This window comes from Streptomyces sp. NPDC048338, from assembly GCF_043201055.1.
Lineage (GTDB): Bacteria > Actinomycetota > Actinomycetes > Streptomycetales > Streptomycetaceae > Streptomyces.
Genome location: NZ_JBICYQ010000003.1, coordinates 257,217 through 280,017 on the forward strand (window position 1 = coordinate 257,217; position 22,801 = coordinate 280,017).

Sequence of the window (22,801 nt, forward strand, 5' to 3'; positions counted from 1 at the left end):
GGGCGAGAGCTGCCGGCCCCCGGAGCCGCCCGCGGCGGCCCCGGCGTCAGGAGGCGTCCAGGACGCCCGTCCGGTAGATCGTGCCCGCGCACGCGTTGGGGATCGTCGCCGCCACGGCCGGGCCGCCCGCCTCGGCCGTGTGGCTGACGGCGACGCTGCCGTCCGCGGGCGTGCCGTCCTCCGCGACGAGCTGGGGCTCGGTGTTGTTCGCCGACTGGCCCGCACCGGTCGACCCCGTGGCACCGGCCGAGGTGCCGCCGCTGTCCACCGGCGTGGTCGGCGTCGGCGTGGTCCCCGTCGTCGGGCAGGTCTCCGTCGGCACCCAGGCGAACTTCACCTCGTAGGCGTTGCGCGGCTGAAGGACCAGCGTGGGCGACTCCTGCGAGGGATCGGGCAGTCCGCTCGCCGCGTCCCCGGCCGCGTGGGCGACCACCGTGATCTTCGCGGGATCCGCCGCTCCCCTGGCCTCGAAGGAGACCCGGCCGGCGCCGCCGACCACGCAGTCGCGGTCGGAGACGTTGGCGATGCGGAAGGTGCCGTACACCTTGCCCGCCGAGTCCGGGGCGCCCGCCTGCACCGCGCTGACGCCCAGCTGACCGGCCGCGCACACCGGCGCCGAGTCCGGCAGGGTGTCGGCCGGCGGCTTCGAACCGGTGCCGGCGCCCTCCGTCTTGCCTGTGCCGGGCTCCTGGGAGGTACCCGCGCCCTGCGCCTCGCCCTGGCTGGGGGTGCCGGAGCCGCCGGGGGCGTCCGTGCCCTGCTCCCCGCCCTCGACGCCGGTCTCCGTGCCCGTGCCGCCCTGCGCCTGCTCGCCGTGGCCGGCGTTGACGGACCGGTCGTCGACGGTCCCGCCCGAGTTGGCGACGTGCACGAACGCCGGGACGGCCGTGCCGATCAGCACCACCGCCGCGGCGATGCCGACGACGGCCTGCCGCTTGCGCGCGCGCCGCGCGGGCACCGCCCGGCGCAGATGGTCCAGAGCCCCGTCCGCGGGCGCGATGTCGGCCACCGCGCCCTGCAGGAGCCGCCGCAGCGCGGCCTCGTCGGATCCGAGGGCGCCGTCGAAGCCGCCTCCGAACAGGTTCTCGCGCCCGAGGCCGCTGTCGGCCTGCGCCTTGCCGGGCCCGTCGTCCACACCGTGTCCCATGTCGTCGCGACCGCCCTCGGGCAGCCCATTCGTACCGCCGGAGTCCCCGCCCTGGAGCGGGTCACCGGTGAAATCGCCGGAACTCATGCCGTCGCCTCCATCGCGACGCGCAGCGCCGCGATGCCCCGCGAGCCGTACGCCTTCACCGAGCCGAGCGATATGCCCAGGGTCTCGGCGACCTGTGCCTCCGTCATGTCCGCGAAGTAGCGCAGCACCAGGACCTCGCGCTGGCGCCGCTGGAGCCCCCGCATCGCCTTGATGAGCGCGTCGCGTTCCAGCTGGTCGTACGCGCCCTCCTCCGCGCTCGCCATGTCCGGCATCGGCTTGGAGAGCAGCTTGAGTCCGAGGATGCGGCGGCGCAGCGCGGAGCGCGAGAGGTTGACGACGGTCTGGCGCAGGTAGGCCAGCGTCTTCTCCGGGTCGCGCACGCGGTTGCGCGCGGAGTGGACGCGGATGAACGCCTCCTGGACCACGTCCTCGCAGGAGGCCGTGTCGTCGAGGAGCAGCGCCGCGAGGCCGAGCAGCGAGCGGTAGTGGGCACGGTAGGTCTCGGTCAGATGGTCGACGGTGGTTCCGGCGGCCATGCCGTCTTCAGCGCTCTCGCGCGGCGCGGGGATGCCGTCCACCGCGGTCGTGCGGGCTCTGGCGGGCATGGGTGCGATCACCGGCATGCCGCCGGCCGGACGCGGCCGCCGGAGCGGGCGCACCACGGCGCCGCGGACGGGGACCACGACCGTGCCCCGGACGGGAACGATCTGCGCCCCGCGGAGCGGGACGACCGCTGCGATGTCGAGTACCTCTGCCACGCCTGTTGGACACGCTTCCCCCCGTCAGGGTTGTACGCGTACGCCACCGTTTTCGACGGTGTGCAAATTGCCCTCATGCGCACCCGTTCTTCCCCAATACCCCGTTTTCACAGCACGATTTGTGGCACACCACAGAGGCGCACGCAGAGACGCACCCCACCCGACCACCGGTTGCAGCAAGACGGAAGAGCATCGTCGAACATGGCATCGTCCCAGTTCAAGGGGCGTCTGTCGCCGAATTGCTCACAAGGCGTTCACAGATCCTACAAAGCTGAGCGGTCAGCCGACGCCGATTTCCGGACGCTCGTGACGATCGGGGCCGATGATCGCCTCCGCGATCTGGACGGCGTTGAGCGCCGCGCCCTTGCGGAGGTTGTCCCCGCAGACGAAGAACTCCAGGGAGCGCTCGTCGTCCAGGGAGCGCCGCACCCGTCCGACCCAGGTGGGGTCGGTGCCCACGATGTCGGCGGGCGTGGGGAAGTCTCCCGAGGCCGGGTCGTCGTACAGCACCACTCCGGGCGAGGTCGCCAGGATCTCGTGCGCGCGGGCGACCGTGACGGGGTGCTCGAACCGCGCGTGCACGGACACGGAGTGCCCGGTGACGACCGGCACGCGCACGCAGGTGGCGGCGACCGGCAGGGCGGGCAGGTCGAGGATCTTGCGGGTCTCCTCACGGATGCGCAGTTCCTCGGAGGACCAGCCGTCGGCCATCAGCTCCCCCGACCAGGGCAGCACGTTGAGGGCGAGGGGGCCGGGGAAGGGGCCCGTGTCGTCGCCGACGGTCCGCCGCACGTCGCCGGGGCGGTTGCCGAGATCGGTCCCGGCCACCGCCGAGAGCTGCTCGCGCAGGGCGGCGACACCCGCCTGTCCGCCTCCGCTCGCGGCCTGCTGCGCGGTCACGACCAGCTCGCTGATCCCGAACTCGGCGTGCAGGGCTCCCACGGCGACGATCAGTGCCAGCGTGGAGCAGCCAGGGCTCGCGACGATCCCGCGGGGCCGCATCCGGACCGCGTGGGGGTTGATCTCGGGCACCACCAGCGGCACGTCCGGGTCGGCCCGGAACGCCGCGGAGGTGTCCACGACCACCGCGCCCTTGGACACGGCGATCGGCGCCCATCGGGCCGCGACGTCCTCGGGCGCCAGGAAGAGGGCGAGGTCGACGCCCTCCAGTGCGTCCTCGCTCAGCGCGAGGACCTCGCTCTCCTCCCCGCGCACGGCCAGCTTGCGGCCGGCCGAGCGCGGGGAGGCGAGGAGTCGTACGTCGCCCCAGACGTCGGCGTGCTGCGACACCATCTGGAGCATCACCGCGCCGACGGCCCCGGTCGCTCCCACGACCGCGAGCGTCGGCTTGCGGCTCGGGGTCGTCACCGGCCGGTGCCGCCATAGACGACGGCCTCGTCGGAGTCGCTGTCGAGCCCGAAGGCGGTGTGGACGGCCGTCACGGCCTCGTTGACGTCGTCGGCGCGGGTGACGACCGAGATGCGGATCTCCGAGGTGGAGATCAGCTCGATGTTCACGCCCGCGTCGGACAGCGCCTGGAAGAAGGAGGCGGTGACGCCCGGGTTGGTCTTCATGCCGGCGCCGACCAGGGAGATCTTGCCGATCTGGTCGTCGTAGCGCAGGGACTCGAAGCCGATCGCGCCCTTCGCCTTCTCCAGGGCGTCGATGGCCTTGCGGCCCTCGGCCTTGGGAAGGGTGAAGGAGATGTCCGTCAGACCGGTGGAGGCCGCGGACACGTTCTGCACGATCATGTCGATGTTGATCTCGGCGTCCGCGACGGCACGGAAGATGGCCGCGGCCTCGCCCGGCTTGTCCGGCACTCCGACGACGGTGATCTTCGCCTCGGAGGTGTCGTGGGCGACACCCGAGATGATGGCCTGCTCCACCTTGCGGGCTCCTTGCTCGGCATGCGGTTCGTTGCTGACCCAGGTCCCCTGCAGCCCCGAGAAGGACGAGCGGACGTGGATCGGGATGTTGTAGCGGCGTGCGTACTCGACGCACCGGTGCAGCAGCACCTTGGAGCCGGACGCGGCGAGCTCCAGCATGTCCTCGAAGGAGATCCAGTCGATCTTCTTCGCCTTCTTCACCACGCGCGGGTCGGCGGTGAAGACGCCGTCGACGTCGGTGTAGATCTCACAGACCTCGGCGTCCAGCGCCGCCGCGAGCGCGACGGCGGTGGTGTCCGAGCCGCCGCGGCCCAGGGTGGTGATGTCCTTCTTGTCCTGGGACACGCCCTGGAAGCCGGCGACGATGGCGATGTTGCCCTCGTCGAGGGCGGTACGGATCCGTCCCGGCGTGACATCGATGATGCGCGCTTTGTTGTGGACCGAGTCCGTGATGACACCGGCCTGACTGCCCGTGAACGACTGGGCCTCGTGGCCCAGGTTCTTGATCGCCATCGCCAGCAGGGCCATGGAGATCCGCTCTCCGGCGGTCAGCAGCATGTCGAATTCGCGTCCGGCAGGGATCGGGGATACCTGCTCGGCGAGATCGATCAACTCGTCCGTCGTGTCGCCCATCGCGGAAACCACGACGACCACCTGGTGGCCGTTCTTCTTGGCGTCCACGATCCGCTTGGCGACGCGCTTGATGCCTTCGGCATCGGCAACGGAGGAGCCTCCGTACTTCTGCACGACAAGGCCCACGTACGCTCCTCGCTCGGTGTCTGCCGCAGTTATCGCTGCGGTCGGCTCAGTTTAACGAGAGGCCCGGATTCGCCGACCGTATATCGCATCCTGAGACGAGCTGCTCAGAGAGTGATCATCCCGGTCACCGGGCCGCCCGCGGCCGACCGCAGCAGCGGCTACTTCTTGAGCGACCCCAGGCCCAACGGGCCGGCGATCTCCGCGGCCATGACCCGCCCCGCCTCCTCCGCCAGGTCGTCCTCGGTCAGGTCCTCGTCCGTGTCCAGGCCGTCCAGCTCGGCCAGCGGCTGGTCGAGGCGGACATGGGAGACGAGCGACTGCAGGGCGCGCAGGGTGCCGGAAGCCGTCGGGCCCCAGTTGGAGAAGTACGAGAACTGCCACCACCACAGCGCCTCGGAGGTGCGGCCCGCGCGGTAGTGGGCCAGTCCGTGGCGCAGGTCCATGACGATGTCGGCGAGGTTGTCGGAGATCCGGCAGGGGACCGGAGCCTTGCGGGGCTCGTACGGGTCGAAGACCTCCGAGAAGACGTCCACCGGTTCGAGGAGGGTCGCGAACCGCTCCCGCAGCTCGTCGACGTCCAGGTCGGGACCCGTGTCCGGCTCGTAGCGCTCGTCCGGGACGATGTCCTCGTGCGCGCCCAGCCGGCCGCCCGCGAGCAGCAGCTGGGAGATCTCCAGGAGGAGGAAGGGCACCGCGCTGTCCGGCTCGTCGCCCTTGGCCACTTCCGTGGTGGCCACGATGAACGACTCGATCGAGTCGGCGATCTGGACCGCGAAGTCGTCAGGATTCTGCGTGAGGGCGTGCAGCGTGGCGTCGGACATCGAGGGTGCCTCCCTTGGGCTCACGAGTGAGCGCACGAGCCGTGTCGGCCCTGTCGTCATACATCTAGCAGGCGCCGCCCCTCGAAGGCACGGCCCAGCGTCACCTCGTCGGCGTACTCCAGATCACCGCCGACCGGCAGTCCGCTGGCGAGCCGGGTGACCTTCAGTCCCATGGGCTTGATCATCCGCGCCAGGTACGTCGCGGTGGCCTCGCCCTCCAGGTTCGGGTCGGTCGCCAGGATCAGCTCGGTGACGGCACCGTCCGCGAGCCGCGCCAGCAGCTCGCGGATGCGCAGATCGTCCGGGCCGACGCCCTCGATCGGGCTGATCGCACCGCCGAGCACGTGGTAGCGCCCGCGGAACTCACGCGTCCGCTCGATCGCCACGACGTCCTTCGGCTCCTCGACCACGCAGATGACCGACAGGTCGCGGCGGGGGTCGCGGCAGATGTTGCACTGCTCCTGCTGCGCCACGTTGCCGCAGACCGCGCAGAACCTGACCTTCTCCTTGACCTCCAGGAGCGCGTGCGCCAGCCGGCGCACGTCGGTCGGCTCGGCCTGGAGGATGTGGAAGGCGATCCGCTGGGCGCTCTTGGGACCGACGCCGGGCAGCCTGCCCAGTTCGTCGATGAGGTCCTGAACCACGCCTTCGTACAACGGAACGCCCTTCTCGGGTCTGCTTGATTCTTACGGTAGTAGCTGAAGCCCCGGCTTAGAAGCCCGGCGCCCGGAAGCGGGGGCTCAGAAACCCAGGCCCGGCATGCCGCCGAGGCCCTGCGTCAGCGGGCCCAGCTTGGCCTGCTGGAGCTGCTGCGCGTTGTCGTTGGCGGCCTTGACCGCGGCCACGACCAGGTCGGCGAGCGTCTCGGTGTCCTCCGGGTCCACGGCCTTGGGGTCGATCACCAGACCGCGCAGCTCGCCGGAGCCGGTGACCGTCGCCGTCACCAGGCCGCCGCCCGCCTGGCCCTCGACCTCGGTCGCGGCGAGCTCCTCCTGCGCGCGGGCGAGGTCCTGCTGCATCTTCTGGGCCTGCTGGAGGAGCTGCTGCATGTTGGGCTGGCCACCACCGGGAATCACGATCACTCACTCCTGGCATTCACTGACGACTGTTCGGTACGCCGAGCCTACGTGGTCCGTGACGGGGCTGCCGCACAACTCTTTCGAGTGAGAAACTGCGGGCCTCTCTACCTGATCAACACCCCCTTGAGGGCGGAAATCCCGGGATTCCGGGCCCATAGCCCACCATTCGGCGGTAGGAAGGGCAGGCACCACGTGCACCGCACGTCACAGCAGGACACGAGCGCTGAGCTGAACAGAGGAGTGCCCCGGTGAGCCAGCAGCCGGAGATGCAGCCGCCACCGGGGCAGCCCGAGGGGCCGGTCCACCGCGATCTCACCGGAACGCCCTTCCCGCTCGGCGACTGGGGTGAACCCGCGGAGCGGCTGGACGAGCTGTATCGCTGGGCCGAGACCCACGCCCTGCGGACGGCCGAGTGGTACCTGTCCGACCGCGTCTGGAAGCGCCGCTGCGCCCGGGCCCTGCGGGTCGGTACGGCGCTGGGCGTCATCGTGGGGGCCGCGCTGCCGCTGCTCGACCTGACCGGCGTCGCCGACGGGGCGGTCGGGTGGGGGTACCTCTCCCTGCTGCTGGGCGCCGCCTGCCTGGCGTGCGACCGGTACTTCGGGCTGACCTCCGGGTGGATAAGGAACGTGGCGACCGCGCAGGCGGTGCAGCGCCGGCTCCAGGCACTCCAGTTCGACTGGGCGGCGGAGAGCGTGCGCGAGGTGCTCGGCCCCACGGAGGGCACGGCGAGCGAGGCCGCGGAGCGGTGCCTCGGGGTGCTGCGGCGCTTCTCGGAGGACGTGACGGAGCTGGTCCGGGCGGAGACGGCGGACTGGATGGTCGAGTTCCGCTCGGGCCCGACACCGCTGGCGCTGCAGTCGGCCGGCGTCACCACCGCCCGTCCCGAGTCCGGCCACCCGGCCGCCCGCTTCCCGCTGCCTCCCGGCACCCGCCCGAACATGCCGCGGCAGCGGCCCCCGGAGCCGCGCTGACCGGGCGGCACCCGGAGCCGCGCCGACCGGCCGTGGCGGGCCCGCGCCCCCACCACGGCACGAAGCGGCCCCGAGGGGGTGTGGGTGGGGTGTGGTGGGGGCGGGCCGGCACGGCTCCCGGTCAGCTGAGGATGATCATCGAGCCCTGTCCGAGGCTCCGCGTGGCCGCCGCGTGCAGGCCCAGCCACACGTGGCGCTCCCGCGCGAACGGGCTGTCGTCGTACGGAATCGATCCCGCCGGTTCCTCCAGCGAGGTCGGCCGCTCCGGCGGCAGCGGCGGGGCGGGCGGGTGGTGCGGGTCTATCCCGATCGCCGGCGCGACGAACTCCAGCTCCCGCAGCAGTCCGTGCGAGGAGCCCAGCGGGCCGCCGCCCTCCAGCAGCTCGTCGGTGGACAGCGGAGCCGGGAAGTCCACGGGCACGTAGGCGCCGGCGTGGTCGTAGTGCCAGACGAGGTGGGACTGCTGCGCGGTCGCCTCGAACATCTCCAGGAGCTGTTCGTAGTCCCCGCCCAGCTCGTCGACGGGTTCGACGGGCAGACCGCACATCTGCAGCAGGTAGGCGCGGCGCAGGAAGTGCAGGGCGTCGTAGTCGAACCCGGCGACGGGCGCCACGTCGCCGGACAGCCCCGGCATGTACGCGAAGACGGGGACGGTCGGCAGACCGGACGCGGTCAGGGCCTTGTCGTAGGCGGCGATCTCTTCGGCGAAGGGATTGTCGGGGCTGTGGCACAGCACGTCGACAAGGGGGACCAGCCACAGGTCACAGGCCAAGGGAGGCTCGCTCTCCGTCAGTTGCAGGGACGGCCAGGGTAGTGCGCGGTGCGCGTGTCGCACACCCGGTGGGTGCCTGCCCCTCCGCGCACCCGGTCAACCCGGGCCGCAGGGGCCCCGGCGGCGGGCTCGGTGACGGCTTCGGCGCACGTCACCGGCACCACAGGGGCCCCAGGCTCACCACGCGAAGCGGCCGACGGCCGGGCCTCACCGCGCGGGCCGCTCCAGGCGGTCCGCCCACTCCAGCGACTGCGCGTTGTAGGCCCGGACCACGGCGACCGCCGCCTCCGCGTCCCCGAGCGTGATCGCGTCCACCAGCTCCACGTGCCCGCTCCACAGCCAGCCGAGCACGTCGCGGTCGGAGCGCAGGTACGGCACCGAGAACACCCAGGCCTGCACCCGGAGCCGGTGCAGGAAGTCGGCGATGCAGGCGTTGGCGGACACCAGGCGCCCCAGCTCGCGCCAGTAGCGGATGTCGTAGCCGATGAGGACGTCCAGGTCGCCGGCCCGGGCGGCGCGCACCGCCGCCTCGCCGCGGCGCCGGATGGAGACGAGGGCGACCCCGCGGCTCACGTCGGGTTCCGTGGTGCGGGCGGACACGCGGCCGTGACGGCGGAAGATGCCGTCCACGACGAGCATGCGGGCCTCGACCATGTCCCGGTAGTCGTCGACCGAGAACTGGTGCACCCGGAAGCCGCGGTGCTGGTCGGAGTCGAGGAGCCCCTGCGCGGAGAGGTCGACGAGGGCCTCGCGCACGGGGGTCGCCGACACCCCGTACTGCTCGGCGATCTGCTTGACGGTGAATTCCTCACCCGGTTGCAGACGCCCTGCGAGCACCTCGTCACGGAGAGCGTCCGCGATCTGCTGTCGAAGGGTGCTGCGGGTGACAGCTCCACTCGCGGGCATCGTGATCGCCCCCTCCGTCCGGCTGTCGGACACCCTAGTCCAGACGGAGGGGACCGCCACGTCCCTCGTGGAGCGCGCTCTCCGCCGGTTACGCGGTGTGCTCGTCGGCGACACTCAGCGCCGCGTCGAGGGCGGCGAGGCCCTCCTTCGCCTCCGCCTCGGAGACGTTGCAGGCGGGCACGGCGTGGGTGCGGTTCATGTTGATGAACGGCCACAGGCCGTGCTTCTTGGCCGCCGCGCCGAAGGCCGCCATGGGGGCGTTGGCCTCGCCGGTCGCGTTGTACGGGACGAGCGGCTCGCGGGTCTCCTTGTTCCGGACGAGGTCCAGCGCCCAGAAGGCGCCCATGCCGCGCACCTCGCCGACCGACGGGTGGCGCTCGGCCAGCTCGCGCAGCCCGGGGCCGAGGACGGTCTCGCCGATGCGGGCGGCGTGCTCGACGACCTTCTCGTCCTCCATCACCTGGATGGTGGCGACGGCGGCGGCGCAGGCCAGCGGGTGCCCGGAGTAGGTCAGGCCGCCGGGGTAGGGGCGCTTGTCGAACGTCGCGGCGATCTCGGCGCTGATGGCGACACCGCCGAGCGGCACGTAACCGGAGTTGACGCCCTTGGCGAAGGTCATCAGGTCGGGCACGACGTCGAAGTGCTCGGCGGCGAACCACTTGCCGGTCCGGCCGAAGCCGGCCATGACCTCGTCGAGGACGAACACGATCCCGTACTTGTCGCAGATCGCGCGCACGCCGGCGAGGTAGCCGGGCGGCGGGGTCATGATGCCGGCGGTGCCCGGGACGGTCTCCAGGATGATCGCGGCGATCGTCGCGGGACCCTCGAAGGCGATCGTGTCCTCCAGGTGCGCGAGCGCGCGCTCGCACTCCTGCTCCTCGGTCGTCGCGTAGAACGGCGAGCGGTAGAGGAAGGGTGCCCAGAAGCGCACGACGCCGGCCGAGCCGGTGTCGGAGGCCCAGCGGCGCGGGTCGCCGGTGAGGTTGATCGCGGTGGAGGTGGCACCGTGGTACGAGCGGAAGGCGGAGAGCACCTTGTGGCGGCCCGTGTGCAGACGGGCCATCCGTACGGCGTTCTCGACGGCCTCGGCACCGCCGTTGGTGAAGAAGATCTTGTCCAGGTCGCCCGGGGTGCGCTCGGCGATGAGGCGTGCGGCCTCGGAGCGTACGTCGATGGCGAAGGCGGGCGCGAAGGTGGTGAGCTTCGCGGCCTGCTCCTGGATGGCGGCGACCACACGGGGGTGCTGGTAGCCGATGTTGGTGTAGACGAGGCCGCTGGTGAAGTCGAGGTAGCGGTTTCCGTCGTAGTCCCAGAAGTACGCACCCTCGGCGCCGGCGACGGCGAGCGGGTCGATCAGGCCCTGGGCGGACCAGGAGTGGAACACGTGCGCGCGGTCTGCGGCCTTCACGGCCGCGCCGGCCTGGGGATCGGGAACGACATGAGGGGTCATGTCTCGAGAGTAGGTAACCGCAGGTGGGGCGGGCCATGACCATCTTGTCCACCGAGACCCGGGCCGACCCGACACGTTGCCTCTCCCGGGCCGGGGAGATGCCGGGGAGACACCAGGGAGACCGCTATTGACAGCACGCTGCCATAATGACAGACTGCTGTCATTCCGCACGGCACCGACGTCCCGCAGGAGGCCCGCAATGCCCCGCACCGTTCACCTCGCCGTCTACGACACCTTCGCCGACTGGGAGACCGGGCACGCCACCGCCTGGCTCGCCCGCACCGGTCACGAGATCCGCACCGTGGGCCCGGCCACCACGCCCGTCACCAGCATCGGCGGCCTGCGCGTCACCCCCGACCTCGCGCTCGACGAGCTGGATCCGGCCGACAGCGCGCTGCTGATCCTCCCGGGCGCCGACCTCTGGGACACGAGCGAGGACCTCGCCCCCTTCGCGGTGGCGGCCCGCCGCTTCCTCGACGCCGGCACACCGGTCGCCGCCATCTGCGGCGCCACCGCGGGCCTGGCGCGGGAGGGGCTGCTCGACGACCGCTCCCACACGAGTGCCGTCTCCTTCTACCTCGCCGCCACCGGCTACAAGGGCGCCGCGCACTACGTCGAGACGGACGCGGTCACCGACCGGGGCGCCGACGGCGCCGGCGACCTGATCACCGCGGGCCCGACCGAGCCCGTCGCCTTCGCCCGCGAGGTGCTGGGCAGGATGGGCGCCTTCGAGGGTGAGCGGCTCGACGCCTGGTACCGCCTCTTCCACGACTCGGACGCGGCGGCGTACGAGACGCTCCAGGCGGACGGGGAAGAGGCGGCGGACGGAGACCACCGGCAGCAGGCGGGCACCGCCCCGGACGACGGGCCGGCCGGATCGTGAGCCGCGACCAGCAGGACGCCCTGTCCCGGACGGCCCTCGGCGTCTTCCGCGTCAACGGCCGGCTCCTCGCCCTGTCGGAGAAGCTGGCCGAGCCGGCGGGTCTGACCGCCGCCTGGTGGCAGGTCCTGGGAGCCGTGCTCCCCGAGCCGCTGCCCGTCGCCGGAATCGCCCGCGTCATGGGGATCACCCGCCAGAGCGTCCAGCGGATCGCGGACCTCCTGGTGGCCCAGGGCCTCGCCGCGTACGCGCCGAACCCCGCCCACCGGCGCGCCAAGCTCCTGACCCCCACCCCGGCGGGACGCGCTGCGATCGAGCGCATCGGTCCCGGCCACGCCGAGCTGGCGGCCCGGCTGACGCGCGAACTCGGCGGCCAGGAGGCCTTCGACGAGACCGTCCGCGTCCTGGAACGGCTCGCCCTGGCCCTGGACGCGATCGAGGCGAGCGGTCAGGTCCCGTCTCAGGAGCCCCCCGGCCCCTGAGACGCCGACGGCCGGCGCGGCGGCCCCGTCCCGTGCCCCCTCGCCCGCGGGACGCACGAGGGGCCCGGACCGTGGCGGTCCGGGCCCGCGCCGTGCACGCGTCCGCGCGGATCAGCAGTACAGGTTCGCGCCGGTCGGCACGCCCAGGATCTGGGTGAACTGCTGGTACTTGGTCACCCGGCTCTGCACCTGCGCCGGGTTGCGGCCGTCGCACTCCAGCGAGCCGTTGATGGAGCGGATCGTCTGGCCGAAGCCGGCGCCGTTGACCATGGCGTTGTGGCCGGTCATCGTGCCGGGTCCGTTCTGGGTGTTCCAGTACCAGAGGCCGGTCTTCCAGGCGACGGCCGGCTCGCGCTCGACGCGGTACGGGTTGTTGAGGAGGTCGATGCCGAGAGCGTCACCCGCGGCCTTGTAGTTGAAGTTCCAGGAGAGCTGGATCGGGCCCCGGCCGTAGTAGGCGGCCTGGCCGGCGGGGCAGCCGTAGGGCTGGCTCGTGTCGCAGTAGTGCGGGTAGTTCGCCGTGTTCTGCTCGACGACGTGCACCAGACCGCCGGTCTCGTGACTGACGTTGGCGAGGAAGGCGGCGGCCTCCTGCTTCTTCACGGTGTCGCTGCCGGTCTTGGCGAAGCCGGGGTAGGCGCCGAGCGCGGCGGTCAGACCGCTGTAGGTGTAGAAGGAGTTCCGGCCCGGGAACATCTGGTTGAACTGGGCCTCGCTGACGACGAATCCGGAGGGGTCGGGGTTCGGGTCGGTCCCGCCGCCGCCACCGCAGGCACCCTCGTCACGCCACACGTCGGCGGTGCCGGGACGTTCGTTCTGGGTCCACCACTTCGCGTACCAGTTGCGGCCGTTGTACGAGGCGGTCATCCCGCCCGTGTAGACGCTGGAGGAGTTCCAGCCGGCCACGCACGCGGGGGCGGCGCCGGCGGACGCGGGGACGATGACGGCCAGTCCGACGGCCGTACAGAGTGCGGACAGCAGGATGAGCAGGCGTCGCAGCATGCGCGCTTCCTTCCGTGGGGGAAGCCCAGCGAAGCGTCTTTGGTCTGGACCTGTCAAGGTCTAGACCAGAAACCGTGACACACGGAACTCCGCACTCCCCTCCCCGCGGCCGCTCGCGCGTGCGCCCCAACGGGCTTTCCGGCAAGGGCCGTTCGGCCGGGCACAGTCGGGTCGGCTCGCCCTGCGCGTCGGCGGGCACGGCGACCCGGTCCGGCCCGAACGAGGCGCGGCCACCCCGCCGGCCAAGGGGTTGAACGAGTTCGAAATCCAGTACGGAGGGGGCGTGAAGCGCTGTTACGCTCCCCTTGACCTGCGGCGGGGGACGTGGCAGGAGTGAAGAAGGAAACGGGGAGGGAACTCAGTTGGTTCGCCATACCCTCGTGCGGGGCGCTTTCGCCACCGCACTGGGCATCGCACTCACGGCGGGCGGGGTGGTGCCGCTCGCGGCATCGGCCGCCGCGGACACGCCGTCACCGCAGGAGGTCGTCGTCCCTCCGGGGTACAAGTCGACCCCGCGGAACGCCTTCGTGTACCAGAAGGAGCAGGCGGCGCAGGGGGACGCCGACTCGGTCGGCGCCGAGGGCGTGTTCCACCGGGAACAGGACGTCAAGGAGACCCTGTGGACCCGCTTCTCGGACGGCAGGAGCGTTCCGATCAGCGAGCCGCAGGACTGGGTCCTGCCCCGGGGCACCGGCACCGACGCCCTGGCGTACGTCCGCCCCGACCGGATCGAACTGCGGTACGCGGACGGCGCCGTGCGCACGATCACCGTCCCGCAGGAGCTGACCGGGGCCAAGGTCTACGGCTCCGCGGCCGTCGCCTTCGACACCGCGGCGAAGACCGCGCACGTGCTGTCGGCCCGGGCGGACGGAACGACGGGTGACGTCGAGATCGAGAAGCCGGAGGCCTTCGCGTACACGACGGCCGCCGGCGGCGACACGCGCTCGATCGTGCTCCCCGGGCCCGTCACCGACGGGAAGCGCCGCCACGCGGTCGTCGACGCGGAGACGGGCCGGCTCCAGGGCCTCACCGCGCCGGTGCCCGCGTCGTACACCCGGGTGAAGCTCTCGCCGAAGCACCTCGCGTTCTACAGCACCGAGAGCACGAACGGCACCGTCCTCGTGGCCTCGCGCACCGACCTCGCGGCGCCGCCGGTGAAGGCCGACCTGACCTCGTACGACCTCCCGCTGGACCACCTCGCCGTCGTCGGCGACTGGCTGGTCCTCAACGCCTCCAACGACGTCGTGGCCGTGCCCGTCGCGGGCGGCTCCGCGCCCGTCGTGCTGGTTGCCCAGAGCTACGGCATCGCGTCCGGGCCCGACGGCACCGCCGTCGCCGTGGGCGGCACCGGCCCCGCCGACTGGGCCATCCGGCGCATCACGGCGGACGCGACCGGCAAGCCGGTCGTGACGACGGTGAAGCGGCTGCCCGGCTTTCCGGGCCACGCGCAGGGCATCGCGCTCGCCCACGGCCGTCTCGCCGTCGTGGACGACAGCGAGTACGACGGCGCCGACCTCGCCAAGGAGTACGTCCGGGACCTCGGCGTCACCGGCGGGGCCCTCACCTACGGGGACCGCTCCGAGCTGACGGGCACCCCGCTGGAGACCTGCCCGGAGAAGGACGCCCTCTGCTCCGAGTACCGGGCGCTCGGCGACGGCCGCTTCCTGCGCCGCCTGGGCGGCTACTTCGTGATCAACGGCCCGGCCAAGGGCGACTTCCAGTCCCCCTACTACGGCACCGGAGCCCGCATCAGGGACGTCAACGGCGCCTACCTGGTGGTCGACGTGCCCGGCACTCGGGAGAAGCAACTGGTCGTCGCGCTCGACGGCGAGAAGGTGCTGGAGGAGCGCACTCCGGTCGCCTCCGCCCTGTGGGGCTCCCTGCTGTGGACCGCCGGCACCGATCCCGGCTCCGTCACCGCGAAGGACCTGACCACCGGCAGGACCGTCGAGACCCCGGACACCGGGGCCACCTGCGTGCCGGAGGAACTCCAGGCCGTGGGCCGCTGGCTGTACTGGAGTTGCGGCGCCGACGGGCCCGCCGGGGTCTACGACCGCACGGCGAAGACCTCGCGGAGCGTCCCGGCCGGTGAGGCCCTGCTCGGCGACGGCTACGTCGTCACCCACGACAAGGCCGCCGGGAAGCTCGTCCTCACCGGCGCCGACGGCGCCGCGCCCGTCAGCCGGACCGTCGGCACGCTGCCCGACACCGGTGTCTCCCAGCGTCACGTCCGCTGGACGGTCGACCGCTTCGGCGGGCACCTCGCCCACCTCGACGCCGACGAGCAGGTCCACGTCGTCCCGACGGGTATCGGCACCCAGCCGCTGACCGTCCTGGACCGCAAGGACACTCCGGTCGTCCGCGGCAAGGACGAGACGGCCCCGGTCACCTCGGTGACGCTCTCCAAGCCCGCCGGAGCCTGGACCCTGACCGGCCGTCACACCGCCACGGGCCGGGTCGGCGAGCTGGCCTCCGGCACGGAGGCGCGCGGCGCGCTGCGGCCGCTGTGGACCGGCCGGGACAAGGCCGGGGACCTCCTGCCGAACGGCACGTACACGTGGACGCTGACGGCGCGGCCCGCCGACGGCACGGGTGCCGAGGTGCGGCTCACCGGCAGCACCGTCCTGCGCGGCGGGAAGTCCCCCGCCTCCGACCCGTTCACGAGCGTGCCGACCACCCGCGTGATGGACACCCGCGACGGCACCGGCGTCCCGAAGGCCAAGCTCGGCCCCAAGGGGACGGTCACCCTGACCGTCGGCGACTTGGCGGGCGCGCCGTACCACACCACCACCGCCGTCGTGCTGAACGTGACGGCGACGAACGCCACCGCGGCGACGTACGTCTCGGCCCACCCGTACGACACCACCCGGTCGAGCGCGTCGAACCTCAACGTGCCCGCCGGGAAGACGGTGGCCAACCAGGTGATCGTCCCCGTCCGGAACGGCAAGGTCACCTTCTACAACCACGCCGGGAACGTGGATCTGATCGCCGACATGGCCGGCTACTACACGCTCGACGACGTCAAGGGCGCGCTGTACCGGCCCATGACCCCGTGGCGGGCGCTGGACACCCGCAGCGGCCTCGGCACGCCCCAGAAGCCGGTCCAGGGCGGATCCCGCGTGCATCTGGGCTTCGCCGGCAGCGCGGTGGGCTCCCCCGACGTGACCGCCGTCGTGCTCAACGTGACGGCGACCGACGTGACCAGGCCGACGTTCGTCGCCGCCCTGGCGACCGGCGCCCCCGTGGTGGGTTCGCACCTGAACCCGGGACAGGGCGAGACCGTGTCGAACCTCGTGGTCGTGCCGGTCGTGAACGGGGGGATCGACCTGTACAACCACAGCGGCACCGTCGACCTCGTCGCGGACGTGGCCGGCTACTTCACCGGGTCGGACCTGGGGTCGCTGTACGAGCCTTCGGCCCCGTCGCGGCTGATGGACACCCGTGACGGCACCGGGGTCGCCAGGGCCAAGGTGGGCGCGAAGGGCATCGTGACGCTGAACGTCGCGGGCAGGGGCGGCGTACCCGCCACCGGCGCCACGGCCGTCGTGCTCAACGTGACCGCCACGAACGCGACCGCGGCCACGTTCGTGACCGCGTACCCGTACGGCACCACCCGGACGAGCGCGTCGAACCTCAACGTCCCGGGCGGCCGGACCGTGTCGAACCTCGTGGTCGTACCGGTCCGGGACGGCAAGGTCACCTTCTACAACCACGCCGGGAGCGTCGACCTGATCGCCGACGTCCAGGGCTTCTACGCCGAGTAGTCCCCGGCACCCGCCCGGTCCGGGCGGGTCGTCCCGACGGTCGCCTCAGATCATCAGGACGATCCGGCCGGGCCGGCGGCCCGCCTCCGCGCGGCGGTGGGCCTCGGCGACCACCTCCAGAGGCAGGACGTCGGCCACCCGGGTGACCAGCTCGCGGGCCGCCACCTTGTCCAGGGCCTCCTTGATGCGGTGGGCGTGCGGCTGGGCCCGGTCGAACTCGACGCGGATGCCCCTCTCGGACGCCGGGACACGGTCCGGGGCGATGGCGACGAAGCAGCCTTCGTCCTTCAGGGCGGCCAGCATCGGAGCACCGACCAGCGCCCCGTCGAAGACGCCGTCCACCCCGTCCGGGGCGTGCTCCCGCACCTTCCGCAGCACCTCGGCCGGCTCGCCGCGCGTGACGCAGTGCTTGGCACCCAGGACCTTCAGCTCGCTCTCGTCCCCCTCGTAGGAGACGGCGAGGACCTGCAGTCCGGCCGCCGCCGCGAGCTGGAGCAGGAGCCGGCCCACCACGCCGCTGGCGCCCGTGATCAGCAGGGTCGCCCCCGGCGGGAGCCCGAGCTGTTCGAGGCCCTGCGAGGCGGTGATCGCGGCCAGGGGCAGGGAGGCGGCGGCCGTGAAGTCCACCTCGTCCGGGATCGGGGCCAGCCAGTCCGGATCGGCCCAGATGACCTCCGCGTACGTGCCGTGCCCCGTCAGCTCCTCGTACCAGGGCACGAAGCCCGCGACCCTGGTCCCGGCCGGCAGCAGACCCTCCGGGCCCGGCACCGGGTCGAGCAGCCTGCCCGCGAAGTCCGTGCCGAGGACGAAGGGGGGCTGCAGGCCACCCATCTGTTCGACGTAGAGGCCGGCCCTGATGCGGAGATCCGCCACGGTCACACCGGCGGCCTTCAGCCGCACGCGGACCTTGCCCGGCTCGTCCCCGGCCTCGGGTTCGGGCCTGCGGGTCACTCTGAGGACCTCAGGGCCGCCGTAGGCGGTCACTTCGACGACACGCATGAAGATCCTTCCGACAGGCCCCCTCGTCGCCATTACACCCATGGTCAAACTGCACCGGCAACCTCTGTCCGGCCACCTGAACGAACGGGGAAATCCAGGTGGCGGCCCCACGACACCGGCCCCCTGTTCGCACGGGCGTCCGTAGCGTTCCGGCCATGGAGTGGATAACCGCAGAGAACGTCATCGCCGTGGTCAGCGCACTGCTCGGCGTGCTCGTCTCGGCCGGTGTCGTGCTCTACGAACGCTTCGTGCAGCGCGGCCGCCGCCTCGGCTACCGCGTGCAGCTCAACACCCCGTTGCGGGACCGCGACGAGAACGCCGGGGACCTGACCGTGCGGGCCGGCGAGATCGGCAGCGCCGGCGGCTCCACCCTGGTCCTGCTCCGGATCGAGAACGACGGCCTGCGCGACATCAGCCATGGCGACTACGAGCGCTCCGACGGCTTCGAGGGCCTGCGGGTCACCTTCGACGACAGGACGGTGCAGGCCGTCGTCGCCACCATCCCGCGCGGCTTCGAACGGGTGAAGCGCAACCTGGAGGCGGACCCCGGGCTGCGCAAGGAGGGCAGCGCCGTCCTGCTGCCCAAGGTGTTCCTGGCGCGCAAGCAGTACTTCAAGCTGCTCGTCCTGCTCTCCGGGGCCGTCTCCGCCGACGAGGTCGAGCTCACGGGCACGCTGCGGGAGACCGACGTCCACCGCAACCACAGCCGCAGCGTCGACGACCGGACCCCGACCTTCAGCCCCGCGGCCCGCAACATCACCCTCGTCCTGGCCGCGTGCGTGCTCGTCCTCGCCACGCTCATCGTCCGGCACGACACCCCGCCGCCCATCGGCTGTGCCCGCGGCACGCTGACCGTGACCGGATCGACCGCCTTCGCCCCCGCGGTGCGGGACCTGGCGAAGGAGTACCAGAAGGACTGCGAGGGGGCGACGATCCTGGTGGACGCGCACGGGTCCACCGCGGGGATACGGGAGCTGGCCGAGGACGGGGCGAAGGCCGGGAAGGGCTCGCCGCCGGTCGTCGCGCTGTCCGACGGACGCAAGCCGGCCGGGTATCCGCAGCTGCGGGAGAGCATGGTCGCCGTCTCCCTCTTCGCGCTGGTCCTCAACGACGAGGTCCCGCTGAAGGACCTCTCGCGGGACGCCGTCCGGCGGCTCTACCGGGGCGACGTCGCCAACTGGCAGGAGCTGGGCGGCCCCGACCTCCCGGTCCGGCTGGTCAGCCGGGACGCCAACTCCGGTACGCGCGAGGTGTTCCAGCGCCGCGTCCTGGGCCGCAACGAGCCGGCGAACTCCTCCCGCGACTGCGAGCACCTCGACGATCCCGGGGCCCGGGTGCTGCGCTGCGAGCTCGACAGCACGGAGCAGGTGCTGTCCACGGTCGCGCGGCTGCCCGGGGCCCTCGGCTACACCGAACTCCGCTCCGGCACCGGCCTGAAGGGCCTGCACCGCATCGCCATCGACGGACGGGTGCCGCACGCCGACGAACTCGACAGACTCGACGAGACCGGCAAGTCCCCCTACCCGTACCGGGAGATCGAGTACGCCTACACCTGGGGCCGGCCGCCCGCAGACTCCCTGACCTCCAGTTTCCTCACCTATCTCGTCCGGGGGAGCGGCCAGGACGTGATCCGCGCCCACGGCCACCTGCCGTGCCAGACGCCCCAGGGCCTGAAGATCTGCGGCGAGGGGTGAGGAGAGGCGCGCGCACGGGGGTGAGCGCGCGCGGACCGGTCTGGCATCCTCTGTTCACGTGGACCCATTGAACGCCGAAGACCCGGTCAGCATCGGCCCGTTCCGCCTGCTCGGGCGGCTGGGCGTCGGCGGCATGGGCAGGGTGTTCCTGGCGCGTTCGGCGGGCGGACGCGCCGTCGCCGTGAAGGTCGTGCATGCCGAACTGGCCGGGCAGGACGAGTTCCGGCGCCGCTTCGCCCGCGAGGTCGCCGCCCTGGAGCGGGTCGGCGGCACGGGCACGGCGCCGGTGCTCGGCGCCGACACCGAGGCCGAACTCCCCTGGGTGGCCGTCGGATACGTGCCCGGCCCCTCGCTGCGCGCGGTCGTCGGCAAGGAGCACGGGCCGCTGCCGCCCGCGACCGTCCGCACGCTCGCCGCCGGACTCGCCCGCGCCCTCACCCACATCCATGCCGCCGGCCTGGTCCACCGCGATCTGAAGCCGTCCAACGTGCTGCTCACCGTCGACGGTCCGCAGATCATCGACTTCGGCATCGCCCGCGCCCTCGACACCGTCACCGACGGCGGCCTGACCACCACCGGCGCGGTCGTCGGCTCCCCCGGCTTCATGTCGCCCGAGCAGGTGAGGGGCGACCGGCTGACGCCCGCCGCCGACGTGTTCTGCCTGGGCTCGGTCCTGGCGTACGCGGCGACCGGACGCTCCCCGTTCGGCGGAGCCGACAGCGGCGTCCACGCCACCATGTTCCGCATCGCGCACGACGAGCCCGACCTGACCGACGTGCCTCCGGAGGTGGCCGGTCTGATCCGGGCCTGCCTCGCCAAGGACCCGGCGGCCCGGCCCGCGGCCACCGAGCTCGTCGACGCCCTCGACGTCACCGACCCGTGGCTGCCCGCCGACGTCCTGGCCCGGCTCGGCCGTCATGCCGCCCGGCTCCTGGAGGCCGAGGGCGAGGCGGCCGCCGCGGCCGGCGACCCCACCCCCGCGACCCCGCTGCCGCAGGGCCGCGAACCCGACCGCCCCCGCCGTCGGCGCACGGGGCTGATCGCCGCCGCCACCGCCCTCGTCGTGGTGGCCGCGGCGGGGCTCGTGTACACCTTCCGGCCCGACGTCCTCACGGGCCGCGACGAGCAGAAGAACAGGGCGCGGGACACCACCGGCCCGGTCTCCGCGCGGCCCGCCGGCATCGTTCCCGCCGCCTTCCTCGGCGCCTGGGAGGGCACCCTGGAGGGTTCCGCGGAGCATCCCCGCGAGACCATCCGGCTCGAACTCACCCAGGGCGCGGCCGGCAGCAAGACCGCCGTCTACGTCCACGTGACCGAGGACCGGCTGTGCATGGGCCGCAGCCGGCTCGTGTCGGCGGACGAGGACAAGGTCGTCCTCGGCGAGTCCGACGTCACCACCAGCGTGCCCCCGCAGCGCTGCACCCCCGCCGCCCACCAGACCCTCGCGCTGCGGTCCCCCGAGGTCCTGGAGTGGAGCTCCGGCGCCGCCAAGGCCACCTTCCACAAGGCGCGGACCGGCTCCGAGATCGTCCCGGCGAAGCTCCTCGGCACCTGGAAGATACGCAACGCCCCGCAGATGTACGGGCCGAACGCCGACCGCTTCACCGACGTGATCACCCTCACCCAGGGCCCCGTCGGCTCCGCCGTCTTCCGCTACGAGCAGGGCTATCCCCGGACCGACGCGGACGGCGACCTCACCTCGGACACCGTCAGGTGCTCCTACACGGCGCTCCTCGCCGGCTCGGGCACCCCGCTGGTCATCGGCCCGCACCAGCGCGAGGCGGGCTCGGCCCCCGAGTGCGCCGACTCGATCGCGAGCTACCTCTCCCTGGTCCGCTACAAGGGCGAGGAGAGGCTTCTCCTCTACCCGATGACCGACAGCGAGCCGGGCGAGTTCTTCCGCCAGTAGGTCCCACACGCGCGAAGGCCCGCCCCCGCGGCTGTGGGGGCGGGCCTTCGCGCGTGAGCCGTCCGCGCGGACGCGGACCGGCTACAGGAAGGAGTTGATCTCGATGGTCTCGGTACGGCCGGGGCCGACGCCGATCGCGGAGATCGGGGCACCCGACATCTCCTCCAGGGCCTTCACGTAGGCCTGCGCGTTCTTCGGCAGGTCGGCGAAGGTCTTGGCCTTGGTGATGTCCTCGGACCAGCCCGGCAGCATCTCGTAGACCGGCTTCGCGTGGTGGAAGTCCGTCTGCGAGTAGGGCAGCTCCTCGACGCGCTTGCCGTCGATCTCGTACGCGACGCAGACCGGGATCTGCTCCCAGCCCGTCAGCACGTCGAGCTTGGTGAGGAAGAAGTCGGTCAGGCCGTTGACGCGGGTCGCGTAGCGGGCGATGACCGCGTCGAACCAGCCGCAGCGGCGGTCACGGCCGGTGGTGACGCCCCGCTCGCCGCCGATGCGGCGCAGCGCCTCGCCGTCCTCGTCGAACAGCTCCGTCGGGAACGGGCCGGCGCCGACACGGGTCGTGTACGCCTTGAGGATGCCGATGACCCGGCTGATCTTCGTCGGGCCCACGCCGGCACCGGTGCAGGCGCCGCCCGCGGTCGGGTTCGACGAGGTGACGAAGGGGTAGGTGCCGTGGTCGACGTCGAGCAGCGTGCCCTGGCCGCCCTCGAAGAGCACGACCTTGTCGTCGTCCAGCGCCTGGTTGAGGATCAGGGTGGTGTCGGCGACGAAGGGCTTGATCTGCTCCGCGTACTGGAGCATCTCCTCGACGATCTGCGCGGCGTCGATGGCCCGGCGGTTGTAGAGCTTGGCGAGGAGCTGGTTCTTGCCCTCGAGCGCCGCCTCGACCTTCTGGGTGAGGATCGACTCGTCGTACAGGTCCTGGACCCGGATACCGACGCGGTTGATCTTGTCGGCGTAGGTCGGGCCGATGCCCCGGCCCGTGGTGCCGATCTTCCGCTTACCGAGGAACCGTTCCGTCACCTTGTCGACGGTGACGTTGTACGGCGTGATCAAATGCGCGTTGCCACTGATGAGCAGCTTGGACGTGTCCACGCCGCGCTCGTTCAGCCCGCTCAGCTCGGAGAGCAGGACCGCCGGGTCGACGACGACACCGTTTCCGATCACCGGGGTACACCCCGGCGAGAGGATTCCGGAAGGGAGAAGGTGCAGTGCGTACTTCTGGTCGCCGACGACGACCGTGTGGCCGGCATTGTTGCCGCCCTGGTAGCGCACCACATAATCAACGGATCCACCGAGGAGGTCGGTGGCCTTTCCCTTGCCCTCGTCACCCCACTGAGCACCGAGCAGCACAAGTGCGGGCACAGGCGTACACCCCTTCCGGGCGGGGCATGTCCAAGGTCAGGGGGCCGACGCCGCCTCACCGGTGTGCCCCGGAATAGACGAAGCCCCTGGCGCAATAGCACAAGGG

Annotated in this window: 19 protein-coding genes; 6 read left to right on the plus strand and 13 right to left on the minus strand. The window is 72.1% G+C overall.

Going from position 1 to position 22,801, the window contains the following annotated elements; genetic code table 11:
* Positions 1-46 precede the first annotated feature (46 nt).
* The 7 genes from ACGFZF_RS08720 to ACGFZF_RS08750 all read right to left on the minus strand — a co-directional run bounded on the left by ACGFZF_RS08720 (position 47) and on the right by ACGFZF_RS08750 (position 6,495).
* A complete protein-coding gene (locus ACGFZF_RS08720) occupies positions 47-1,234 on the minus strand; it encodes a hypothetical protein (RefSeq protein ID WP_393552146.1) in 1,188 nt (395 codons plus the stop codon).
* Positions 1,231-1,818, minus strand: coding sequence for a SigE family RNA polymerase sigma factor (locus tag ACGFZF_RS08725; RefSeq protein ID WP_393552953.1), 588 nt, complete (start codon positions 1,816-1,818; stop codon positions 1,231-1,233). Before ACGFZF_RS08725 ends, ACGFZF_RS08720 begins: the two co-directional genes overlap by 4 nt.
* A gap of 414 nt (positions 1,819-2,232) precedes the next feature.
* On the minus strand, positions 2,233-3,321 hold the full coding sequence (locus ACGFZF_RS08730) for an aspartate-semialdehyde dehydrogenase (RefSeq protein WP_393552148.1): 1,089 nt from the start codon (positions 3,319-3,321) through the stop codon (positions 2,233-2,235).
* Positions 3,318-4,598, minus strand: coding sequence for an aspartate kinase (locus tag ACGFZF_RS08735; RefSeq protein WP_356603583.1), 1,281 nt, complete (start codon positions 4,596-4,598; stop codon positions 3,318-3,320). Before ACGFZF_RS08735 ends, ACGFZF_RS08730 begins: the two co-directional genes overlap by 4 nt.
* A 158-nt stretch (positions 4,599-4,756) precedes the next feature.
* On the minus strand, positions 4,757-5,419 hold the full coding sequence (locus ACGFZF_RS08740; RefSeq protein WP_393552151.1) for a DUF5063 domain-containing protein: 663 nt from the start codon (positions 5,417-5,419) through the stop codon (positions 4,757-4,759).
* Between the two features lie 56 nt (positions 5,420-5,475).
* Positions 5,476-6,075 carry a recombination mediator RecR gene (gene recR, locus ACGFZF_RS08745; RefSeq protein WP_147978922.1) on the minus strand — a complete coding sequence of 200 codons (600 nt, stop codon included), beginning with the start codon at positions 6,073-6,075 and terminating at the stop codon, positions 5,476-5,478.
* Between the two features lie 84 nt (positions 6,076-6,159).
* Positions 6,160-6,495, minus strand: a complete 336-nt coding sequence (locus ACGFZF_RS08750) for a YbaB/EbfC family nucleoid-associated protein (RefSeq protein ID WP_158994433.1) — start codon at positions 6,493-6,495, stop codon at positions 6,160-6,162.
* Between the two features lie 269 nt (positions 6,496-6,764).
* Here ACGFZF_RS08750 and ACGFZF_RS08755 point away from each other — a divergent pair, with 269 nt between their 5' ends.
* Positions 6,765-7,472 carry an SLATT domain-containing protein gene (locus tag ACGFZF_RS08755; RefSeq protein ID WP_356603846.1) on the plus strand — a complete coding sequence of 236 codons (708 nt, stop codon included), beginning with the start codon at positions 6,765-6,767 and terminating at the stop codon, positions 7,470-7,472.
* 121 nt (positions 7,473-7,593) lie between these two features.
* On the opposite strand, the gene ACGFZF_RS08760 is transcribed toward ACGFZF_RS08755, so the two are convergent.
* The 3 genes from ACGFZF_RS08760 to ACGFZF_RS08770 all read right to left on the minus strand — a co-directional run bounded on the left by ACGFZF_RS08760 (position 7,594) and on the right by ACGFZF_RS08770 (position 10,600).
* Positions 7,594-8,244 carry a hypothetical protein gene (locus ACGFZF_RS08760; RefSeq protein ID WP_356603579.1) on the minus strand — a complete coding sequence of 217 codons (651 nt, stop codon included), beginning with the start codon at positions 8,242-8,244 and terminating at the stop codon, positions 7,594-7,596.
* A gap of 207 nt (positions 8,245-8,451) precedes the next feature.
* Complete coding sequence (locus tag ACGFZF_RS08765) at positions 8,452-9,150, minus strand: GntR family transcriptional regulator (protein WP_393552154.1); 699 nt, start codon at positions 9,148-9,150, stop codon at positions 8,452-8,454.
* A gap of 88 nt (positions 9,151-9,238) precedes the next feature.
* Complete coding sequence (locus ACGFZF_RS08770) at positions 9,239-10,600, minus strand: aspartate aminotransferase family protein (protein ID WP_393552156.1); 1,362 nt, start codon at positions 10,598-10,600, stop codon at positions 9,239-9,241.
* A gap of 199 nt (positions 10,601-10,799) precedes the next feature.
* Between ACGFZF_RS08770 and ACGFZF_RS08775 the strand changes: the two genes are divergently transcribed.
* Together ACGFZF_RS08775 and ACGFZF_RS08780 are read left to right on the plus strand one after the other, a co-directional pair.
* Complete coding sequence (locus tag ACGFZF_RS08775) at positions 10,800-11,483, plus strand: DJ-1/PfpI family protein (protein WP_393552158.1); 684 nt, start codon at positions 10,800-10,802, stop codon at positions 11,481-11,483.
* Positions 11,480-11,962 (plus strand): MarR family winged helix-turn-helix transcriptional regulator, encoded by a 483-nt coding sequence (locus ACGFZF_RS08780; protein ID WP_393552160.1) that lies wholly within the window; start codon positions 11,480-11,482, stop codon positions 11,960-11,962. Before ACGFZF_RS08775 ends, ACGFZF_RS08780 begins: the two co-directional genes overlap by 4 nt.
* A gap of 111 nt (positions 11,963-12,073) precedes the next feature.
* On the opposite strand, the gene ACGFZF_RS08785 is transcribed toward ACGFZF_RS08780, so the two are convergent.
* Complete coding sequence (locus tag ACGFZF_RS08785) at positions 12,074-12,964, minus strand: glycoside hydrolase family 19 protein (protein ID WP_393552162.1); 891 nt, start codon at positions 12,962-12,964, stop codon at positions 12,074-12,076.
* Positions 12,965-13,326: 362 nt separating this feature from the next.
* Between ACGFZF_RS08785 and ACGFZF_RS08790 the strand changes: the two genes are divergently transcribed.
* Complete coding sequence (locus ACGFZF_RS08790) at positions 13,327-16,728, plus strand: hypothetical protein (RefSeq protein WP_393552164.1); 3,402 nt, start codon at positions 13,327-13,329, stop codon at positions 16,726-16,728.
* Between the two features lie 45 nt (positions 16,729-16,773).
* Here ACGFZF_RS08790 and ACGFZF_RS08795 read toward each other — a convergent pair whose 3' ends face one another.
* Positions 16,774-17,727: an NADP-dependent oxidoreductase gene (locus ACGFZF_RS08795; protein WP_393552166.1), complete on the minus strand. Its 954-nt coding sequence runs from the start codon at positions 17,725-17,727 to the stop codon at positions 16,774-16,776.
* 155 nt (positions 17,728-17,882) lie between these two features.
* Here ACGFZF_RS08795 and ACGFZF_RS08800 point away from each other — a divergent pair, with 155 nt between their 5' ends.
* A complete protein-coding gene (locus ACGFZF_RS08800; protein ID WP_393552169.1) occupies positions 17,883-19,421 on the plus strand; it encodes a substrate-binding domain-containing protein in 1,539 nt (512 codons plus the stop codon).
* Between the two features lie 58 nt (positions 19,422-19,479).
* Positions 19,480-21,330, plus strand: coding sequence for a serine/threonine-protein kinase (locus ACGFZF_RS08805; protein ID WP_393552171.1), 1,851 nt, complete (start codon positions 19,480-19,482; stop codon positions 21,328-21,330).
* 81 nt (positions 21,331-21,411) lie between these two features.
* Here ACGFZF_RS08805 and ACGFZF_RS08810 read toward each other — a convergent pair whose 3' ends face one another.
* Entirely contained in the window at positions 21,412-22,695 is a 1,284-nt protein-coding gene (locus tag ACGFZF_RS08810; protein WP_393552174.1) for an adenylosuccinate synthase, read from the minus strand.
* Positions 22,696-22,801 lie beyond the last annotated feature (106 nt).